Raw genomic sequence first — 19,100 nt, forward strand, 5'->3', positions numbered from 1 at the left:
GGGCTTTGAGATCGCCGTTGCCATAAGGCAAGCCCTTGAGACGCATGTTTACACCCGGGCATGGTGTCCATTACCGTGCGAGACAGTCATTTGGCAGAACCTTGCGGATGTCTGCCTACGCCCCACTTTTTCATTGCTGACTGGACACCCCTTTGGTTGAAGCTACCCCCGAGTCGATTTCCCTTTCATCGTCATCGTTGCCGTCCGTCAGCGTGTTGCAACAGCTGCGCGCGGCCACTGCGGTGCAGCACAAGGCGCTGGAGGCACGACTGCCGTTGACGAGCCCCGACCTCGATCGTTCCACCTATGCGCGCATCATCAAGGCCTATTACGGTTTCCATGTGCCGTTGCAGCACAGCATCGAGTGTTTTCTGGATGCCGCCACTGACCCCGCACGGCAAAAAATCCCCGCGCTAATCAAAGACCTTCACGCCTTGGGGCTGCACCGCGCACAGATCGACGCCTTGCCGCTTTGCACGGATTTACCCGTCATCGACAGCGAAGCGCGCTTGCTGGGCGTGATGTATGTGATGGAAGGCGCGACGCTGGGCGGCCAGGTGCTGCGGCGGATCGTCGCCGACCGGCTGGGCATCGACGCCGACACCGGCGGTGAGTTTCTTGACGTGTATGGCCGGGACACCGGGCGGTTATGGAAAGCATTTCTGGCACGCCTGGCCGACTTCGATCATCCTGACGGAAACCCATGGGTGGTGGATGCAGCATGCGACACCTTCGCCCGCTTTGAGCACTGGCTGGATCGCGCAGGCGTTTTGAAATGAACCCCACTCCCGAACACACTTTGGAATCGTTGCTGCACAACTGCGCTGACGAACCCATTCGCATCCCCGGCGCCATCCAGCCCCATGGCGTGCTGTTGACCCTCGAGGAAACCTCCTGGACCGTCCAGCAAGCGAGCGCCAATGCTTCCTTGCTGCTGGGCGGTGCCGATGACCTGCGTGCCGGCCAGCCGCTGTCGATCTGGCTCGGCGTGGATCAGGCCGACGCCCTGCGCGAGGCCGTGGCCACCGGCCCGCTGGACGACATCAATCCGCTGCGCCTGCGCTGTGGTGGCCAGTGGGCAGACGGCTTGATCCATCGGCATGACGGCCTGCTGTTCCTCGAACTGGAACCCGTCGATGAGCACGCTGTGTTGCCGCCGCTGGACCATCACCTGAGTCGGACCCTGCGCCGTCTGCAATCGGCGAAAACCCTCGCTGAGCTGTACGACATCAGCGTCAACGAGATACGGACGCTGACCGGCTACGATCGGGTGCTGATTTACCGCTTCCAGGAACAGGGGCACGGCCAGGTGATCGCCGAGTCCGCCACCCCCGAACTCGATGCCTATCAGGGCCTCTTCTTTCCAGCCAGTGACATCCCCGAGCAAGCCCGCGAACTCTATCGCCTCAACTGGCTGCGGATCATTCCGGACGCCGCGTATGTGCCGGTGCCGATGGTGCCTGCGCTGCGCCCGGACACCGGCCAGCCGCTGGACATGAGTTACGCGGTGCTGCGCAGCGTTTCGCCGATTCACTGCCAGTACATGCAAAACATGGGCGTGCGCTCGTCGATGAGCATTTCGTTGCTCAAGGACGAGCAACTGTGGGGCCTGATCAGCTGCGGCAACCGCGGACCGCTGCAAGTGCCTCATGCCTTGCGCGCTGCCTGCCAGACCATCGGCCAGGTGCTGTCGATGCAGATCAGCGCCCTGGAGGGTGTGCAGGCTCAGCGTCAACGTCAGTCCAAGGACAACCTGCTCGCCAGCCTGGCTCAGGCGATGGTAGAGGCCGACGGCGATGTGTATCAGGGGCTGGTCGAGCACGCTGACGAGTTGCTGGCCCTGGCCGATGCCCATGGCGCGGCGGTCGTCATCGAGCAGGATATTCATGTGTTTGGCCAATGCCCGACCCGCGAGCAGGTGCGGGCGTTGCTGGGTTGGGTGCAGCGGCAGCCGTCTCCCGTGGTCGACACCTCCAGCCTGAGCGCGGTGTTTCCCGACGCTGCGGAGTATCAGCACGTCGCCAGCGGCCTCTTGGCGTTCACGCTGCCCAAGCCCGTCGACAACGGTGTGCTGTGGTTCCGCCCGGAAATCAAGGACAGCGTGCAGTGGAGCGGCAACCCCGACGTGTCCAAGGTGCGGGTGGGCAACCGGTTGCAGCCCCGTGAATCCTTCGAAGTCTGGAAGCAACAGGTGGAAGGCACGTCCCGGCTGTGGAGCGTCGGCGATCTGTACGCCGTGACCGATTTGCGTCGCTCGGCGCTGGAGTCGGACCTGTCGCGGCAAGTGCTGCGGGAGAAAGACGCCGTGCGAGCGCGGGATGAGCTGGTGGCGGTGGTCTCCCACGATCTGCGCAGCCCGCTGACGGTGATCGTCATGCAGTGCGGGATGATGCAGCGGCTGATCGCGGCGGACGTCAGCCCCGCGTCGAAACGGCTTAATTCCGCCATCGACACCTTGCAACGGGCGACGGCGCGCATGACCAACTTGCTGGAAGATTTGCTCGATACGTCGAAGATCGAGGCCGGGCGGTATTCCATCGACCCGCAGCCGCTGGAATTGAGCCCGTTTTTCGAAGACGCGTGGTCACTGCTGCTGCCGCTGGCGCTGAACAAATTCATCGACCTGACCTTCACCGGTGAGCCGAACCTGAAGATCATGGCCGACCCTGAGCGGATGTTTCAGGTGTTGTCGAACCTGGTGGGCAACGCGATCAAGTTCACCCCGAAAGAAGGCCGGATCAGTGTCACCGCGACCGTCGAAGGGGATTTTGTCGCGATCACCATCGTCGACTCCGGGCCGGGCATTGCGCCGGAGCAGCTGCCCCATGTGTTCGAGCGCTACTGGCGCATCCGCGAAGGCAACCCGAGCGGGACGGGGTTGGGGCTGTACATCTCGCAAGGGATCGTCAAAGCCCATGGCGGCGAACTGACTGCGAGCAGCGAGCAGGGTGTGGGCAGTACGTTTCGGCTTACCGTGCCGTCGGTGGCCAGCGCTTGAGATGAGTGCCGGTCTGGCGGGCGCTGTCGCTGCCGTCGTCCCTCCGGCGTCTCCCACGGGATTGGGGAATGCCTTGAGATGTGTGGACGGTGTCGAACCTGTGGGGCAGCGGCTGTTCAACCTCCGCCATGTTCCACGGGATTGGGCTTGACCATGAAATGTGTGGACGGCACCCAACCTGTGGGAGCCGCCGGAGGGACGACGGCCGCGATGGCGGTGGGTCGGGCTGCCACAGGTCTGAAGGCTTCGTCATCGGAGCGAATCGCTTGACGCCTAACTGTTTGAGAAGGTTTTTCCGCCTGTGAACATCGACACCCGCATCAAATTCCGCCATCTGCTGTGTTTCCTGGAGGTCGCGAGGCAGGGCAGTCTGGCGAAGGCGGCGGACAAGCTGGCGATCAGTCAGCCGGCGCTGTCGAAGACCCTCAAGGAGCTGGAAAGCCTGCTGTCGGCCACGCTGTTCGTGCGCAGCAAGCGCGGCGCGGCGTTGACCGAAGCGGGGGTGGCGTTCATGCGCTACGCCGGGCCCAGCGTTCAGGCGTTGCGCGAAGGGGTGAACAGCCTGCGGTCGGGCATTCATGAGCCGGTGACGGTGCGTTTGGGGGTGCTGTCGACAGTCGAAAGCCTGCTGGTGCCGGAAGTGATCTGTCGCCTGCACGCCCGGCACCCGTCACTGGTGGTCAGCGTCGCCACGGGCCCTAGCGCTTACCTGCTGTCTCAACTGCGTCTGGGCGAGCTGGATTTGGTGGTCGGGCGCATGACCGACAGCCCACAAATTCTCGGCCTGAGCTTTGAGCACCTCTACAGCGAATCCATGACCCTGGTGGTGCGGGCAGGCCATCTGCTTCTCGCCAAGGGCGACCTTCGCGCCACACTGGAAGACTTTCCGCTGGTGTTGCCGCTGGCGGGGACCACCATTCGCCAGTTCGCCGACAGCCTGTTCGTGCAACACGGCATTCAGCCCCCTCGGCAGCGTCTGGAAACCCTGTCCCTGACCGTCAGTCGTCGTTACGTAGCATCCAGCGACGCGGTGTGGATCGCACCCTTCGACGCGGTTCGTCAGGATTTGCACAGCGGCGAATTGGTGGAGCTGGGCATGCGCGAACCGGGCGGCTCGGTGGGGCTGTGCAGCAACCCGGCGCTGCCTCTGACGCTGGCGGCGCAGTGGTGTGTGGACGTGCTGCGGGAGGTGGGCCACGCGTACCGCAAGGGCGATTATCCATAACCAGAGGGTTATGGATGCCGGTGGTTTTTTCAATGTTGTCGAGGACGTCGCTGGGGGACACTGCGCCGATGCCTGTGGGTCCTCCGGCAGGCGCGAACCTCTCATAACGACAACAAGGAGAATGGCATGTCCGACCTGCACGACAGCCGTTTCGCCACCCGCGACCGTCATTGGCACCCCAAGGCACTGACCCCGGATTACAAGACATCGATTCTGCGCTCGCCGCGTCAGGCACTGGTGAGCATTCCCCAGTCGATGTCGGAAACCAGGGGACCCGATTTCACACGTTTGCAATTCGGGCGTCATGACGCGGACCTGCTGCTCAACTTCAACCACGGCGGCCTGCCCATCGGTGAGCGCATCATCGTTGCCGGTCGGGTCATCGATCAGTACGGCCAGCCCGTGCCGCACACGCTGGTGGAAATGTGGCAAGCCAATGCCGGTGGTCGTTATCGGCACAAAAAAGACGCCTATCTGGCGCCGCTGGACCCCAATTTCGGCGGCGTGGGTCGTTGCCTCACCGACCGCGACGGCTATTACTGCTTCCGCACCGTCAAGCCCGGCCCGTACCCTTGGCGCAATGGCCCCAACGACTGGCGTCCCGCGCACATTCACGTCTCTGTCAGCGGCCCGTCGATAGCCACCCGACTGATCACACAGCTGTATTTCGAAGGCGATCCGTTGATCCCCCTGTGCCCCATTGTCAATGCCATCGCCAACCCGGAAGCGGTGCAAGGCCTCATCGCCAGGCTCGACATGAGCATGGCCAATCCGATGGATTGCCTGGCGTACCGCTTCGACATCGTGCTGCGCGGCCAGCGCAAGACCCACTTCGAAAACGTCTGAGGAGGCTGACATGCCCGTTCATATTCTGCCGGAAACCCCTTCACAGACCGCTGGCCCCTACGTTCACATCGGCCTTGCGCTGGCCGCCGCGGGCAACCCGCCCCGGGAGCAGGAAATCTGGAACGAGATGGCCAGGCCGGACGCCCCCGGCGAGCACATCCTGCTGCTGGGCCACGTCTACGACGGCAACGGTCACCTGATTCGCGATTCGTTTCTGGAGCTGTGGCAAGCCAACGCCGACGGCGTGTACGAGACGGATTTCGACCTGAACAAGCCCTTCAACAGCTTTGGCCGCACGGCGACCAGCGACGAAGGCGAATGGCTGGCCATGACCGTTAAACCGGGCGTCGTACGTAACGCAGCGGGGCTGCCCATGGCACCCCATGTGAACCTGTCGCTGTTCGCTCGCGGCATCAACATTCACCTGCACACGCGGCTGTATTTCGATGACGAAGCGGCCAGCAACGCGCTAGACCCGGTGCTCAACCTGATTGAGCAACCGGCCCGTCGTCAGACATTAGTTGCGAAACGCTGCACCGTGGACGGCAAAGTCGCCTATCGTTTCGACATCCGTGTGCAGGGCGAAGATGAGACCGTGTTCTTCGATTTCTGACCGCGTGACCGCATGAACTGTATGGACGAGCCGTCAGGAGCAGTACGTTGAACAGATCCGGCAATCAGCTTTTCGACCGTTATTTCACTCAACACACCATGCGCGAGGTCTTTTCCGATCAAGGGCGAGTGCAAGGCATGCTCGATTTCGAAGCCGCGCTGGCCAATGCCGAGGCCACGGTCGGCGCGATCCCGACCGACGTCGTGGCCGATATCGTCGCAGCGTGCGATGCATCGCTGTACGACTTCGATGCGCTGGCCGTTGCCATCGGCGACGCGGGCAACTCCGCCATTCCGCTGGTGAAGGCGCTGGGCAAGCAAGTCGCCACGCGCAACCCCACCGCCGAGCGTTACGTGCACATGGGCGCCACCAGTCAGGACGCGATGGACAGTGGGCTGGTGCTGCAACTGCGCAGCGCGATCGGTCTGTTGGAGCAGGCATTGGCCAACCTCGCGGAAGCGTTGGCGCAACAGGCCCAGCGGCATGCCAACGTCCCGATGGCGGGGCGCACCTGGCTGCAACAGGCGACTCCGGTCACCCTTGGCGCGAAAATCGCCGGATGGCTGGGGGCGGTGACCCGCCATCGTCAGCGTCTCAAAGAGCTGAAATCGCGGGTGCTGTGCGTGCAATTCGGGGGCGCGTCGGGGAGCCTGGCGGCGCTGGGCGACATGGCCTTTCCCATCGCCGAAGCCTTGGCCAGGGAACTGAAACTGAACCTGCCCGATCAGCCGTGGCACACCCAGCGCGACCGGCTGGTGGAGTTCGCCAGCCTGTTGGGACTGATGGCGGGGAGCCTGGGCAAGATCGGGCGGGACGTGAGCCTTTTGATGCAGACCGAAACCGGTGAGGTGTTCGAACCGGCAGCGGCGGGCAAGGGCGGTTCATCCACCATGCCCCACAAACGCAACCCGGTGGGGGCAGCGGTGATGATCGCCGCCGCCACCCGTGCGCCGGGGTTGGTGGCCACGTTGCTCAGCGCCATGCCACAGGAGCATGAGCGCAGCCTGGGTTTGTGGCACGCCGAATGGGAAACACTGCCGGAGCTTTGCTGCCTCGTGTCCGGGTCGTTGCAACAGGCGCTGGCGGTCATTCCCGGCCTTGAGGTGGATGCCGAGCGGATGGCCCACAACCTGGCGCTGACCCAAGGGCTGGTGTTGGCGGAGGCGGTGAGCATTGCGCTGGCCGGACGCGTGGGGCGAGACAGGGCCCACCACCTGATCGAGCAATGCTGTCGCCGAGCCGTGGAGCAGGGGCAACCTTTGCGCGTCATAATGGGCGCCGATCCGGCGGTCAGCGAACAGCTGTCGCCGCAGGCGCTGGATAATCTGCTCGACCCCACCCGTTACCTGGGGCAGTCGCGGCGCTGGGTCAAGCGCGCGGTGGCCGATCACCAGGCTTTCAATCTTCGTTGAATCGACAGGATCGCAAATGGACGAGAAACACCGTTACGAAGCCGGCATGAGCGTGCGCCGTGAAGTCTTGGGCGACGCCCACGTCGACCGCAGTCTGGAGAAACTCACGCCGTTCAACGGCGAGTTTCAGGAAATGATCACCCGCCATGCCTGGGGCGACATCTGGACCCGCCCCGGCTTGCCACGCCATACCCGCAGCCTGATCACCATCGCCATGCTGATCGGCATGAACCGCGAGGGCGAACTGCGCCTGCATCTGCGTGCCGCAAAAAACAACGGCGTGACCCGCGACGAGATCAAGGAAGTGTTGATGCAAAGCGCGATCTATTGCGGCATACCGGCAGCCAACGCGAGTTTTCATCTGGCAGAAGCCGTGTGGGATGAACTGGGGGTTGAGTCGTTGCAGGAGTGAGCGCTGCGAACGGTGCGAGCGGGGTAAATGGGGCGCTCGCTTGCGCACTCTGCGCTGCCGACGGCGTCCGACTTACGACGCCGGGCGCGACAAAAACGACGTCATCCTTGAGGTTTCTTTGGTTATCTGACGACAGCTTCTATATTCTCTGCGTGTCTAGCTCCAGACTCGCAGCGATGGTCGGTCGACTACGCGCTTCCGCAAGGCCAAAGGAACCCTGATGAGCACCACCCGTACGCCGCTCTCCGGCGTCAACCAGCCACTCAAGGGCATCGCACTGATTGTCCTGGCGACCTTCCTGTTTTCCAGTCACGACACCCTGTCCAAATACCTCTCCGGCATTTACCCGATCATGATGGTGGTCTGGGTGCGTTATGTCGTGCACACCGCGTTGATGGCCTGCATTTTCATGCCGTCCGCAGGGCTGCGCGTATTACGGACCAAGCGGCCGGGGCTTCAAGCGCTGCGGGCGGCATGCCTGTTGGGCACGAGTCTGTTATTCACCAGCGGACTGATGTTCATCCCGATTGCCGAAGCCACGGCCGTGAACTTCCTGGCGCCCTTGCTGGTGACGGCCTTGTCGGTGCCGCTGCTCAAGGAGCAGGTGTCGCGAGGTCAGTGGATAGCCGTGCTTGTAGGGTTTGGCGGGGTGATGGTGATCGTGCATCCCGGCGGCGAACTGTTCACCCCCGCCGTACTGCTGCCGCTGGGCTCCGCGCTGTGTTTTGCGTGTTATCAATTGCTCACTCGGCTGGTTGCCGCCCATGACAGCCCGACCACGAGCAATTTCTTTGCGGGGCTGTTCAATAGCCTGCTGATGAGCGCCATCGTGCCGTTTTTCTGGCAATCGCCGCAGTGGATACACATTCCATTCATGCTGGCACTGGGCACCTGCGGGATGGTCGCGCATTTGCTGCTGACCCAGGCTTTCCGGTTCGCGGCACCCGCGTTGCTGGCGCCGTTTGGCTACTGCCAGATCGTGTTCGCGGGGCTGTGGGGGTATCTGGTGTTCAACCACGCGCCGTCGCTGACGGCGCAAGCGGGGATTGCGATTATCTGCCTGAGCGGCTTGGCGGCCGCCTGGCAGCAGCGCAGGTCAGGCGGGTAGGGCGTTGACCACGGCGCGATGCGGGGGGGGGCAGTCCAGAATGGCGCTTGACCCATCCGCATCGCTGACCCTCAGGCAGCGCTTTCTTTAACGTCACGCGGCGCCATGAAGAACATCCACACCAGCGCCAGAAAATACATTGCCGGAATCAACGTAAACACCACGTTGTAATTGTTGTGGGTCGCCGTCAGCACGGCCCCGACAATCTGGGTCATGAACATCCCGCCAATCGACGCGCACATCCCGCCAAACCCGAACACCGTGCTCACCCTGTGCGGCGGTGTGTAATCCATCACCAGGGTCCATATGTTCGCTGTCCATGCCTGATGCGCCCCCACGGCCAGCGCGATCGCCGCCACCGCGATCCACAGCCCGCTCGCGTTGGCCGCAAACACCACGCAAATGATCGTCAGCGCGAAGATCAGCATCGACACCAGACGCGCCGTCATCGGACGCACCCCCCGGCCGATCAGCCACGACGACAGGACACCACCGCCGATGCTGCCGAAATCCGCCGTCAGCCAGATCAGCATCAATGGCAGACCCATTTCCGTCACGCTGATGCCCAGGTGGTATTGCTGGTTCAGAAACGGCGGCAGCCAATACAGGTAGAACCAGAACACCGGCGCGGTCATCGCGTACGCCAGTGCGAATGCCCAGGTGCCACGCATTTTCAGGATCGTCGAGAACGGGACTTTCTCCGTCACCCCCTCGGGCTCGCGACCCTGTTGGATGTAGGCCCGCTCGCTTTCACGAACAGTGGGGTGGTCTTCGGGATTGAAGTATTTCAAGCGCCAGGTGATCACCCAGGTCAGGCCCAGGACGCTCATGCACATGAACACCGCCTGCCAGCCCCAGACGGACAGAATCAGCGGCAGCAGGGCCGGGGTGATCATCGCGCCAACGTTGGTGCCTGCGTTGAAAATGCCCGTTGCGACGGCCCGCTCTCCGGCCGGGAACCAGAGCCGTGTGGTTTTGACGCAGGCCGGGTAGTTGGCCGCCTCGGTCAGCCCGAGAATGAACCGGCAGACCATGAAGCCCGCCGCCGATGTCGCCAGGCCGTGCGCGCCGGTGGCGACACTCCAGAGCAGCACGGCGAGGAAAAATGCCCGTTTCACTCCGACGCGGTCGATGAACCGGCCTTGCAACAGGAAACCGATGGCGTAGCCCGCCTGAAACCAGAAATTGATGTTGGCGTAATCCATGGCCGTCCAACGCATTTGCTCGGCCAGAATGGGCTGCATGACGCCCAGCGCGGCGCGGTCGATGTAGTTGAGGGTGGTGGCGAGGAACACCAGCGCGAGCATGCCCCAGCGGGTCTTGCCCACGGCGAGCGCGCCTCGGACTTTGTCGCCGATCCCGGCATGAGGGGTCACGTGAGTGTCCGGAGAGCTGGCTGCGACCGGCGCAGACGAAGCGGGGTAGGAGCGCATGAGCATTTAACCTGTCTTGGAATTGTTATGGTTTTGTCGGCGATGGCGGCGCCAATGCGGCGCAGCAAAGGGTTCACACGCAGGCAGAGGCAGCCTTTGTCCGACAATGTGCAAACGATGGTGGAGATCATGGGCGGGAGCGTCAATTGAGGTAAACCGCTTTTGGGCGATTATCGAACACAAAACTAACCGGTACGTACATTTAAATTGCACTGACAGGACGGGCGAAGAATAATCGGTTTTGACACCGAAGCATCAGCCAGGCGCTGTCTCTTGGGTGCGTTCATTCTGGAGTCAGTTTATGCAGCGTTCGATTGCCACCGTTTCCCTGAGCGGGACCCTGCCCGAAAAGCTGGAAGCCATTGCCGCCGCCGGGTTCGACGGCGTGGAAATCTTTGAAAATGACCTGCTGTACTACGACGGCAGCCCGCGCACCGTGCGGCAGATGTGCGCGGATCTGGGCATCGCGATCACCTTGTTTCAGCCGTTTCGCGAATTCGAAGGCTGCCGACGTGACCGCTTGCAACGCAACCTGGACCGGGCCGAACGCAAGTTCGATCTGATGCAAGCGCTGGGCACTGACCTGGTGTTGGTGTGCAGTAACACCGCCAGCGATTCCCTCGGAGACGAAAACCTCCTGCTTGACGACCTGGCGCTGTTGGCCGAACGGGCCGGTGCGCGGCAGTTGCGCGTGGGCTACGAGGGACTTGCCTGGGGCCGGCATGTCAACACTTGGCAGCAGGTGTGGAACCTGGTGCGTCAGGTCAATCACCCGGCCCTGGGGGTGTTGCTGGACAGCTTTCACACGCTGTCGTTGAAGGGTGATCCGGGCGCCATTGCCGATATTCCCGGTGACAAGATTTTCTTCGTGCAAATGGCCGACGCGCCTTTGCTGGCCATGGACGTACTGGAGTGGAGTCGGCATTTTCGCTGCTTTCCTGGCCAGGGTGAATTTGACCTGCCGGGTTTTCTCGCCCCGATCCTGCGCAGCGGTTACACCGGGCCGTTGTCGCTGGAAATCTTCAACGATGGTTTTCGTGCTGCGCCCCCTCGGTCCAATGCGGCGGACGGCTTGCGTTCGCTCCTGTACCTGGAAGAAAAAACCCGCGAGCGGCTTGCCGAGGAGGCGCAGCCTGTTTCGCCCGGGTTGTTGTTCAACCCGCCGAAAGCCAGTGCGTACGACGGCGTTGAATTTCTTGAATTTGCTGTCGATGAGGCTCACGGCGCCCGTTTGGGCAGTTGGTTGCAGGGCCTCGGCTTCGCTCAGTTGGGTCAGCACCGCTCGAAGGCTGTCCGCCTGTTGGGGCAGGGCGATATCAAGATCGTGCTCAATGCCGAGCCTTATTCCTTCGCCCACAGTTTTTTCGAATCCCACGGCCCGTCGCTGTGCGCCACGGCGTTGCGCGTTGAAAATGGCAGCGCGGCGCTGGAGCGCGCCCGACAGTACAAGGGGCAGCCGTACCGTGGACTGGTCGGGCCGAACGAGCGACAGATTCCCGCCGTGCGCGCCCCGGATGGCAGCCTGATTTATCTGGTAGAGCCAGCCCCGCCCGGCCAGTCGATCTACGACAGCGATTTCAACATTCACTCGGACGCCCCCGTTACCGGTGGTCTGCAACGCATCGACCACATGGCCATGGCGCTCCCGGCGGACAGCCTCGACACGTGGGTGCTGTTCTACAAGAGCCTGCTGGATTTCGAGGCCGACGACGAAGTGGTGCTCCCGGACCCCTACGGTCTGGTGAAAAGCCGTGCGTTGCGCAGCCGTTGCAGCACCGTGCGCCTGCCGCTGAACATCTCCGAGAACCGTAACACGGCGATTTCGCATGCCCTGTCGAGTTACCGCGGCTCCGGTGTGCATCACGTCGCTTTCGCCTGCGAGGACATTTTTACCCAGGTGGCGCGGGCGAAAGAGGCTGGTGTGCAATTGCTGGACATCCCCCTCAATTATTACGACGACCTGGCGGCCCGCTTCGATTTCGACGACGCGTTTCTAAGTGAATTGGCCTATTACAACGTGCTGTATGACCGCGATGCCAAGGGGGGTGAGCTGTTTCATGTGTACACCGAGGCGTTCGACGATCGATTTTTCTTCGAGATACTGCAACGCAAAAATGGCTACGCCGGTTATGGCGCAGCCAACGTGGCGGTGCGTCTGGCAGCCATGGCCGCTTCACGGAAAGGCACGCCACGGCAAGCGAGGTTGTGACAGACCACGCGCATGCTGGCATATGCCGCTTCCGTAACGCGGCGCTGCGGCTCATAATCGGCGGATTCCACCGTGGTCGTGAGCCAAGCATGAAAACTGTCGACGACACTCTTGTCGAAGCGTCCTTAGAGTCGCCACGCAAGGGCCGCAAGAACAATCCGGAAAAAACCCGCGACGGCATCCTCCAGGCCGCCGTCGCTGAATTCGTCGCCCAAGGCCTTTCAGGTGCACGGGTCGACGCCATAGCCGAACGTACGCAAACCTCGAAACGGATGATTTATTACTACTTCAACAGCAAGGAACAGCTGTACAGCGAAGTGCTGGAGAAGTTGTACGGCGACATCCGTCACACCGAAAGCAGCCTGAAACTCGACGTTCTGCCGCCCATGGAGGCGATTCAGCGTCTGGTGGAGTTCACTTTCGATCACCACGACCGCAACGTCGATTTCGTGCGCATCGTCTGCATCGAGAACATCCACAACGGCGAAAACGTCAAACAGTCTCCGACCATTCGGGCGCTGAGCCAGCATGTGCTACAAGCGCTGGACGAGACGTTGCGACGTGGAGAAAAAGAAGGCGTGTTTCGCGAAGGTGTACAGGCGGTCGATCTGCACATGCTGCTGAGTTCGTTCTGTTTCTACCGCGTATCGAACCGCCACACTTTTTCGGAGATTTTCCAGATCGAGCTGGAAGACCCACACATCAAGGCCCGGCACAGGGCGATGGTGAGCGATTCGGTGATGCGGTATCTGAAACCATGACGCCGATTGCCGCCACTGAGGCAAATTCGCTCTGCGCGTGACGCCCTGAAACCGCTACGCTAGAGCACTGCCCATTCAAGGACCGGTGCCGATGTCGCAACGCCAATCCACCCTGATCGCGCTGTTGGTGGCGGTCACGTTTTTCATGGAAAACCTCGACGCGACAGTGATCGCCACGGCCTTGCCGCAAATGGCGAAAACTTTCGGTGTGGCGGCAGTCGACCTGAACATCGGCATGAGCGCCTACATGCTGGCCATCGCGGCCTTCATTCCCATCAGCGGCTGGCTGGCGGATCGGCTGGGCTCGCGGCTGGTGTTCGGCGGCGCCATCGTGCTGTTCACCCTGTCTTCGTTGCTCTGCGGGTTGAGCACAGGGCTGGAGGCGTTCGTCGCGGCGCGGGTACTGCAGGGCATCAGCGGCGCGATGATGGTCCCGGTCGGGCGCCTGGCCGTGATGCGTGCCACGGAAAAGAAGGACCTGGTCCGCGCCATTTCGCTGATCACGTGGCCAGGCCTCGTGGCGCCCATTCTCGGCCCGCCGTTGGGCGGATTCATTGTCACTCACGCCTCATGGCCGTGGATTTTCTACCTCAATCTGCCACTGGGCGCGCTGGCCTTGATCGCCACCTGGGTCTTGATCCCTCGACGCAATGACGTCAGCCAGCGGGCGTTCGATTTTCCCGGTTTCGTGCTGGTGGGGGTAGCGTGCATGGCGTTGCTTTACGGCATGGAGATGCTTGGGCAGGCTCGTGGCAGCCATGGGCCCGGGCTGCTGGTGACGGCCATCGGCGTGGTCAGCGCCGTGCTGGCCTGGGCACACATGCGCAAGCGGGCCGAACCGCTGTTGAACGTCAATGTGGTCGGCATCCGCACGTTCAGCGTCAGCCTCTTCGGCGGCTCGCTGTTTCGCATTGCCATCAGCACCTTGCCGTTCCTGCTGCCGTTGATGTTTCAACTGGGCTTTGGCCTGTCAGCGTTCGATTCGGGGCTGTTGGTGCTGGGCGTGTTCGCGGGGAACCTGGCGATGAAGCCTTTCACCAGCCCCATCATGCAGCGCTGGGGCTTTCGCGCCGTGCTGATGGGCAACGGGGTGATCGGTGTGCTGGCCATCGCGGCCTGCGCGTTGCTCGACGAGCGCATGAGCTGGGGCTTGATCTTGTTCATCCTGTTTGTGGGCGGGCTGTCGCGGTCGATGCAGTTCACGGCCTTCAACACCCTGGGGTTCGCCGACGTGCCGAAGCCGCAGATGAGCGACGCGTCGACGATGTTCAGCATGTTTTTCCAGCTGAGCATGGGCATGGGGGTGGCCATTGGTGCGCTGCTGCTGCGCGGCTCGATGTATCTGCACGGCAACGACGGCCAGGCGCAGACGGCGGACTTTCAGCTGACGTTCATCGGGGTGGCGCTGATCGCATTGCTGGCGTTACTGGATAACCGGCGGCTGTCCTCCGAATCCGGTGAGGCGGTGCTGCAGCGCAAGGCCTGAGCGGCATCGTAACGTCACGCACTGTCCAAAACCGTCATCGCGGCTGCGCGCTTTGACTATTGCCCATTGCCGGGACAGAGCGGAGTATTTCGTCACTCGAACAATAAGAAGTGAAGGACGGCACAATCATGCAGATCGAAGGCAAGGTATTTCTGGTCAGCGGCGGCGCATCGGGTCTGGGCGCGGCGACCGCGCAGATGCTGATCCAGGCGGGCGCGAAGGTCATGCTGGTGGACGTCAATGCCCAGGCGCTGGACACCCAACTGCACGTGCTCGGCGTCAATGCCCGGGCCAGTGTCACCGACATCACGAATGAGGCCGCTGCGCAGGCGGCGGTGGACACGGCGCTGGCTGAGTTCGGTCAGATCAATGGCCTGATCAATTGTGCGGGCATCGTCGGGGCGGAAAAAATCCTCGGCAAGGAAGGCCCCCATGGCCTGGACAGTTTCAGCCGGGTGATCAACGTCAACCTGATCGGCAGCTTCAATCTCCTGCGTCTGACCGCTGCCGCCATCGCCGAGGGCGTGGCGGACGAGGGTGGCGAGCGCGGCGTGATCGTCAACACCGCGTCCGTGGCCGCGTTCGACGGCCAGATCGGTCAGGCCGCCTACGCGGCGTCCAAGGGGGCCATCGCCAGCCTGACCTTACCCGCCGCCCGTGAACTGGCGCGGTTCGGCATCCGGGTCATGACCATCGCCCCCGGCATTTTCGAAACCCCGATGATGGCCGGCATGACCCCGCAGGTGCGCGAGAGCCTGTCCGCAGGCGTCCCTTTCCCGCCACGGCTCGGCAAGCCCGACGAATACGCCGCCCTGGTGCGCCACATCATCGAAAACAGCATGCTCAACGGTGAGGTGATCCGTCTCGACGGTGCCTTGCGCATGGCTGCTCGCTAATCGAGGACATTCAACATGCCACACAACCAGCGTCAGCCACAGAACGAAGACCCCGTGGTGATCGTCAGCGCCGTGCGCACGCCCATGGGCGGCTTCCAGGGAGACCTCAAAAGCCTCACGGCGCCGCAACTCGGCGCGGCGGCCATCCGTGCGGCGGTTGAACGTGCGGGGCTTGAGGCCACGGATGTCGAGCAGGTGCTGTTCGGCTGCGTGCTGCCTGCCGGACTTGGCCAGGCCCCGGCACGACAGGCCGCCTTGGGGGCCGGCCTGAGCAACGGCACCTTGTGCACGACGCTGAACAAGATGTGCGGCTCCGGCATGCAAGCGGCGATCATGGGCCATGACCTGCTGCTGGCGGGCAGCGCCGGGGTGATGGTCGCGGGCGGCATGGAAAGCATGTCCAACGCGCCGTACCTGCTGGACAAAGCGCGCAGCGGTTATCGCATGGGCCACGGGCAGATCGTCGATCACATGTTTCTCGACGGGCTGGAAGACGCCTACGACCGTGGGCGCCTCATGGGCACCTTCGCTGAGGATTGCGCGTCATTCGACAGTTTCAGTCGCGAGGCCCAGGACGCGTTCGCCATCGCCTCGCTGACCCGGGCCCAAGAGGCCATGAAACAGGGTTATTTCGACGCTGAAATCGTCCCGGTGCAGGTGACTGTCGGCAAAGAACAGAAAACCGTCTCCCAGGACGAGCAACCGCCGAAAGCCAGGCTGGACAAGATCGCGCAGCTCAAACCGGCTTTTCGCGAAGGGGGAACGGTCACGGCGGCCAACTCCAGTTCAATTTCCGACGGCGCGGCGGCGTTGACGTTGATGCGTCAATCAGAGGCCGAACGGCGCGGGCTGAAGCCTTTGGCGGTGATTCGCGGCCATGCGGCGTATGCCAACCAGCCCAACCTGTTTCCGACGGCACCGATTGGCGCCATCGAAAAACTGATGCGCAAAACCGGCTGGTCCCTCGCCGATGTGGACCTGTTCGAGATCAACGAGGCGTTTGCCGTGGTCGCGTTGGTGACCATGAGCAAGCTGGAACTGCCCCACGAAAAAGTGAACGTCAACGGCGGCGCCTGTGCCCTCGGCCATCCCATTGGTGCCTCGGGGGCAAGGATTCTGGTGACCCTGTTGTCGGCGCTGAAACAGCGGGGATTGCAACGCGGCGTGGCCGCTATTTGCATCGGCGGCGGCGAAGCCACGGCCATGGCGCTGGAGCTGGTTTAATCGTTTAAATTCAATGGCTTGAAGCTTTAACTTAAAGTCGGGTAATGCTGTTTCCAGTTTTGACAATTTCTGATTAATGGGATCAAGAACAATGGCTTACGAAACAATCTTGAAGGAAATAAACGGTCGGGTTGCGCTGCTCACGCTTAACCGCCCGCAAGCACTGAATGCCCTTAATGCGCAGTTGATCAGCGAGCTCAACCACGCGTTGGATGAACTCGAACGCGACCGTGACATTGGCTGCATCGTGCTGACGGGATCGGCTAAAGCGTTTGCCGCCGGTGCTGATATCAAGGAAATGGCTGAGTTGACGTACCCGCAAATCTATCTGGATGACCTGTTCAGCGACAGCGACCGGGTGGCTAGTCGCCGCAAGCCGATTATCGCAGCGGTGTCCGGGTTTGCGTTGGGGGGCGGCTGTGAACTGGCCCTGATGTGCGATTTCATTTTGGCGGCGGACAACGCCAGGTTCGGTCAGCCGGAGATCAAGCTCGGCGTGCTTCCGGGCATGGGCGGCACGCAGCGCTTGACCCGCGCCGTTGGCAAGGCAAAGGCCATGGAAATGTGCCTGACCGGGCGCATGATCGACGCCGAGGAAGCGGAGCGTTCCGGACTGGTGGCGCGCATCGTGCCTCAAGCGCAATTGCTCGAAGAGGCGCTGAAGGTCGCTGAGAGCATCGCCGCCAAGTCGTTGCCGGTGGCGATGATGGTCAAGGAAAGTGTCAATCGCGCGTTCGAGGTCAGCTTGTCCGAGGGCATCCGCTTCGAACGTCGGGTGTTCCATTCGGCGTTTGCCAGCGCGGATCAGAAGGAAGGCATGGCGGCATTCATCGAGAAGCGTGAGCCAAGCTTCAAGCACCGCTGATCAGCGGCGGCTTACCTCACATGCCGTCGTCTCCCGTGGCGTGCGGCGTATACCGGATGCCCTGCGCGTTGATGTGCAAGGTGGCGCGGGCGCCGCGCAGGGTGAGGGGTACCTTGCTGTCGACGAGCACAGGCGCTGGCTCGGGCGGTTTCGTCGGTGGCGACGCACCGTCCCGTTCGGTGGCTTCAAGGACCGAAATCCGCTCAGGGCCCTCGGCCATGCCACAGACCAGCGGCTGGTCGGGGTCACCTTCGAAAAATTGAATACGCAACGCCATTCCAGCGCGCGGCTCGGTGAGGCTGGTGACGACGCGTGCCCAGCTGTCCCTGAATGGACTCGCCGGACCTTCGACCTGCCATCCATACCGAATCCTGACGCGACCGGCTTCGTCCGCTCGTCCGTCGATCAGGGTGGCGGTTTCCAGCGACGCCACGACGGGTTTCGGATGCTCCACGGACGGCCTGAACGGCATCGTCCACGGCAGCACGCTAAAACTGTTTTCGTAGCCCGCCAGCGCTGGCCGGTCTGCGCCCGGCTGGACAAGCAGCCATTGTGCAATGCCCATGTCGGCGGCGCCCGCTGACGCCATCGCCTGCAAAATATGGATGACGTCGTTGGAGGTGCAGCCCCTTAACGGCGCCAGTTGCCAGGCGCTGTGGCACACCTCCGTCAACAACGATTGATCATTGAGCAATGGGTCTGGCTGTCCGGCCACGCGCACGACCAGGCCTGCGCGAAACCAGGGCAAGCGGCTGCGGCCCCTGATTTCCCGCCGTTCACAGCGCAGCCGTTCCAGAAGGCGGACGCTGATCTGTTTCTGCTGCTGTTGTGCAAGGGGGCGATTGGCGTGCTGCACCGCGCAAAGGCGCTGATTGTCGGCATCGGAGGCGTGATGTTGAGGTGCAAAGGCCTGAGGCGTGTAATGCTCGCCCGCATGGCTGCTGTAGCTGGCCTGCACGGACAGTTGCTCGGCGAGGTGATCGATCGGGGCGGGCGCTGCCCCTTCCGGGAAACCCATCGGGTCGTCGGAAAACACCAGGGTATGCCGTTGTAGAGCGTGTTCATGGCGAAAGGCAATGCCTTCTTCTTCGCACAACCTCTGCAGGAAGTGCAGGTCGCTTTCGTCGTATTGCAGGCAGTGAGTTCGGCGGGGATACACGCCGATCAAGTGATCGAAGCGGAACGCGCCGTCAGTCAGCCCGTGGTCGTGCAGCAGCCGCGTGAGAATTTGCGGCACTGTCAGACCGTTGAATGCGCGACGCCGGGTCGGGCCGCACAGTTTCTGGAGGGCAGGGGTCAGGCGTAGCCGGTACACGCTGAGGTCAGCGCCGCGATACAGTTGTCGGGCGTCGCTGATCTGCCCATGCAAGCCATGCAAGCCATGCAAGCCATGCAGCGGGGCAGGCGTGCCGCCGATTTCCAATCCAGCGTTGCACTGCCGCAACGACGCCAGATCCAGCGCGGGATCAGGGCTCACAAGGTCGATGTCGAAGCAGAATGGCGCATTGAGTCGATCACGACCCTTGACGCCGACGACCAGCAGGTCGCTGGGGCGGCTGGCGATGGACAGGGTCATCGTCACTGGCGAGTCTTTGCGCATCGAGTGGGGCAC

16 protein-coding genes are annotated in these 19,100 nt (G+C 62.5%); 14 read left to right on the forward strand and 2 right to left on the reverse strand.

Annotation, left to right across the window (positions count from 1 at the left end):
* Positions 1–152: 152 nt before the first annotated feature.
* From GVN17_RS06540 to GVN17_RS06575, 8 genes are all read left to right on the forward strand, one after another.
* Positions 153–779 carry a biliverdin-producing heme oxygenase gene (locus tag GVN17_RS06540; RefSeq protein ID WP_256665109.1) on the forward strand — a complete coding sequence of 209 codons (627 nt, stop codon included), beginning with the start codon at positions 153–155 and terminating at the stop codon, positions 777–779.
* Positions 776–2,998, forward strand: a complete 2,223-nt coding sequence (locus GVN17_RS06545) for an ATP-binding protein (RefSeq protein ID WP_166594422.1) — start codon at positions 776–778, stop codon at positions 2,996–2,998. Before GVN17_RS06540 ends, GVN17_RS06545 begins: the two co-directional genes overlap by 4 nt.
* Positions 2,999–3,299: 301 nt before the next feature.
* Positions 3,300–4,223, forward strand: coding sequence for a pca operon transcription factor PcaQ (gene pcaQ / locus GVN17_RS06550; RefSeq protein ID WP_166594423.1), 924 nt, complete (start codon positions 3,300–3,302; stop codon positions 4,221–4,223).
* Positions 4,224–4,349: 126 nt separating this feature from the next.
* Positions 4,350–5,069 (forward strand): protocatechuate 3,4-dioxygenase subunit beta, encoded by a 720-nt coding sequence (gene pcaH / locus GVN17_RS06555; protein ID WP_166594424.1) that lies wholly within the window; start codon positions 4,350–4,352, stop codon positions 5,067–5,069.
* Between the two features lie 10 nt (positions 5,070–5,079).
* On the forward strand, positions 5,080–5,682 hold the full coding sequence (pcaG, locus tag GVN17_RS06560) for a protocatechuate 3,4-dioxygenase subunit alpha (protein ID WP_166594425.1): 603 nt from the start codon (positions 5,080–5,082) through the stop codon (positions 5,680–5,682).
* 47 nt (positions 5,683–5,729) lie between these two features.
* A complete protein-coding gene (locus tag GVN17_RS06565) occupies positions 5,730–7,094 on the forward strand; it encodes a 3-carboxy-cis,cis-muconate cycloisomerase (protein ID WP_166594426.1) in 1,365 nt (454 codons plus the stop codon).
* A 16-nt stretch (positions 7,095–7,110) separates the two neighbouring features.
* A complete protein-coding gene (pcaC, locus tag GVN17_RS06570; RefSeq protein WP_166594427.1) occupies positions 7,111–7,506 on the forward strand; it encodes a 4-carboxymuconolactone decarboxylase in 396 nt (131 codons plus the stop codon).
* A 220-nt stretch (positions 7,507–7,726) separates the two neighbouring features.
* Complete coding sequence (locus GVN17_RS06575; protein ID WP_166594428.1) at positions 7,727–8,614, forward strand: DMT family transporter; 888 nt, start codon at positions 7,727–7,729, stop codon at positions 8,612–8,614.
* A gap of 71 nt (positions 8,615–8,685) precedes the next feature.
* Here GVN17_RS06575 and GVN17_RS06580 read toward each other — a convergent pair whose 3' ends face one another.
* Positions 8,686–10,053: an MFS transporter gene (locus GVN17_RS06580; RefSeq protein ID WP_256665110.1), complete on the reverse strand. Its 1,368-nt coding sequence runs from the start codon at positions 10,051–10,053 to the stop codon at positions 8,686–8,688.
* 295 nt (positions 10,054–10,348) lie between these two features.
* On the opposite strand from GVN17_RS06580, the gene quiC reads away from it, so the two are divergent.
* The 6 genes from quiC (at position 10,349) to GVN17_RS06610 (ending at position 17,488) form a co-directional block, all read left to right on the forward strand.
* Complete coding sequence (gene quiC / locus GVN17_RS06585; RefSeq protein WP_166594429.1) at positions 10,349–12,256, forward strand: 3-dehydroshikimate dehydratase QuiC; 1,908 nt, start codon at positions 10,349–10,351, stop codon at positions 12,254–12,256.
* A gap of 89 nt (positions 12,257–12,345) precedes the next feature.
* Positions 12,346–13,017 carry a TetR/AcrR family transcriptional regulator gene (locus GVN17_RS06590; RefSeq protein ID WP_166594430.1) on the forward strand — a complete coding sequence of 224 codons (672 nt, stop codon included), beginning with the start codon at positions 12,346–12,348 and terminating at the stop codon, positions 13,015–13,017.
* Between the two features lie 91 nt (positions 13,018–13,108).
* Positions 13,109–14,503 (forward strand): MFS transporter, encoded by a 1,395-nt coding sequence (locus GVN17_RS06595; RefSeq protein WP_166594431.1) that lies wholly within the window; start codon positions 13,109–13,111, stop codon positions 14,501–14,503.
* Between the two features lie 128 nt (positions 14,504–14,631).
* Positions 14,632–15,399 carry an SDR family NAD(P)-dependent oxidoreductase gene (locus GVN17_RS06600; RefSeq protein ID WP_166594432.1) on the forward strand — a complete coding sequence of 256 codons (768 nt, stop codon included), beginning with the start codon at positions 14,632–14,634 and terminating at the stop codon, positions 15,397–15,399.
* Positions 15,400–15,414: 15 nt separating this feature from the next.
* On the forward strand, positions 15,415–16,623 hold the full coding sequence (locus GVN17_RS06605; protein ID WP_166594433.1) for an acetyl-CoA C-acyltransferase: 1,209 nt from the start codon (positions 15,415–15,417) through the stop codon (positions 16,621–16,623).
* 91 nt (positions 16,624–16,714) lie between these two features.
* On the forward strand, positions 16,715–17,488 hold the full coding sequence (locus tag GVN17_RS06610) for an enoyl-CoA hydratase (RefSeq protein ID WP_166594434.1): 774 nt from the start codon (positions 16,715–16,717) through the stop codon (positions 17,486–17,488).
* 16 nt (positions 17,489–17,504) lie between these two features.
* On the opposite strand, the gene GVN17_RS06615 is transcribed toward GVN17_RS06610, so the two are convergent.
* Positions 17,505–19,088: a type VI secretion system Vgr family protein gene (locus GVN17_RS06615; RefSeq protein ID WP_166594435.1), complete on the reverse strand. Its 1,584-nt coding sequence runs from the start codon at positions 19,086–19,088 to the stop codon at positions 17,505–17,507.
* Positions 19,089–19,100 lie beyond the last annotated feature (12 nt).

Origin of the sequence: Pseudomonas sp. SLFW, from assembly GCF_009905615.1 — a bacterium.
Classification (GTDB): Bacteria; Pseudomonadota; Gammaproteobacteria; order Pseudomonadales; family Pseudomonadaceae; genus Aquipseudomonas; species Aquipseudomonas bambusae.

What these genes read in the sequence shown, in the direction of transcription:
- GVN17_RS06545 (WP_166594422.1), top strand. Translation starts at nt 776, where the DNA reads ATGAACCCCACTCCCGAACACACTTTGGAATCGTTGCTGCACAACTGC.
- pcaH (WP_166594424.1), top strand. Translation starts at nt 4,350, where the DNA reads ATGTCCGACCTGCACGACAGCCGTTTCGCCACCCGCGACCGTCATTGG.
- pcaG (WP_166594425.1), top strand. Translation starts at nt 5,080, where the DNA reads ATGCCCGTTCATATTCTGCCGGAAACCCCTTCACAGACCGCTGGCCCC.
- pcaC (WP_166594427.1), top strand. Translation starts at nt 7,111, where the DNA reads ATGGACGAGAAACACCGTTACGAAGCCGGCATGAGCGTGCGCCGTGAA.
- GVN17_RS06575 (WP_166594428.1), top strand. Translation starts at nt 7,727, where the DNA reads ATGAGCACCACCCGTACGCCGCTCTCCGGCGTCAACCAGCCACTCAAG.
- GVN17_RS06580 (WP_256665110.1), bottom strand. Translation starts at nt 10,053, where the DNA reads ATGCTCATGCGCTCCTACCCCGCTTCGTCTGCGCCGGTCGCAGCCAGC.
- quiC (WP_166594429.1), top strand. Translation starts at nt 10,349, where the DNA reads ATGCAGCGTTCGATTGCCACCGTTTCCCTGAGCGGGACCCTGCCCGAA.
- GVN17_RS06590 (WP_166594430.1), top strand. Translation starts at nt 12,346, where the DNA reads ATGAAAACTGTCGACGACACTCTTGTCGAAGCGTCCTTAGAGTCGCCA.
- GVN17_RS06595 (WP_166594431.1), top strand. Translation starts at nt 13,109, where the DNA reads ATGTCGCAACGCCAATCCACCCTGATCGCGCTGTTGGTGGCGGTCACG.
- GVN17_RS06600 (WP_166594432.1), top strand. Translation starts at nt 14,632, where the DNA reads ATGCAGATCGAAGGCAAGGTATTTCTGGTCAGCGGCGGCGCATCGGGT.
- GVN17_RS06605 (WP_166594433.1), top strand. Translation starts at nt 15,415, where the DNA reads ATGCCACACAACCAGCGTCAGCCACAGAACGAAGACCCCGTGGTGATC.
- GVN17_RS06610 (WP_166594434.1), top strand. Translation starts at nt 16,715, where the DNA reads ATGGCTTACGAAACAATCTTGAAGGAAATAAACGGTCGGGTTGCGCTG.
- GVN17_RS06615 (WP_166594435.1), bottom strand. Translation starts at nt 19,088, where the DNA reads ATGCGCAAAGACTCGCCAGTGACGATGACCCTGTCCATCGCCAGCCGC.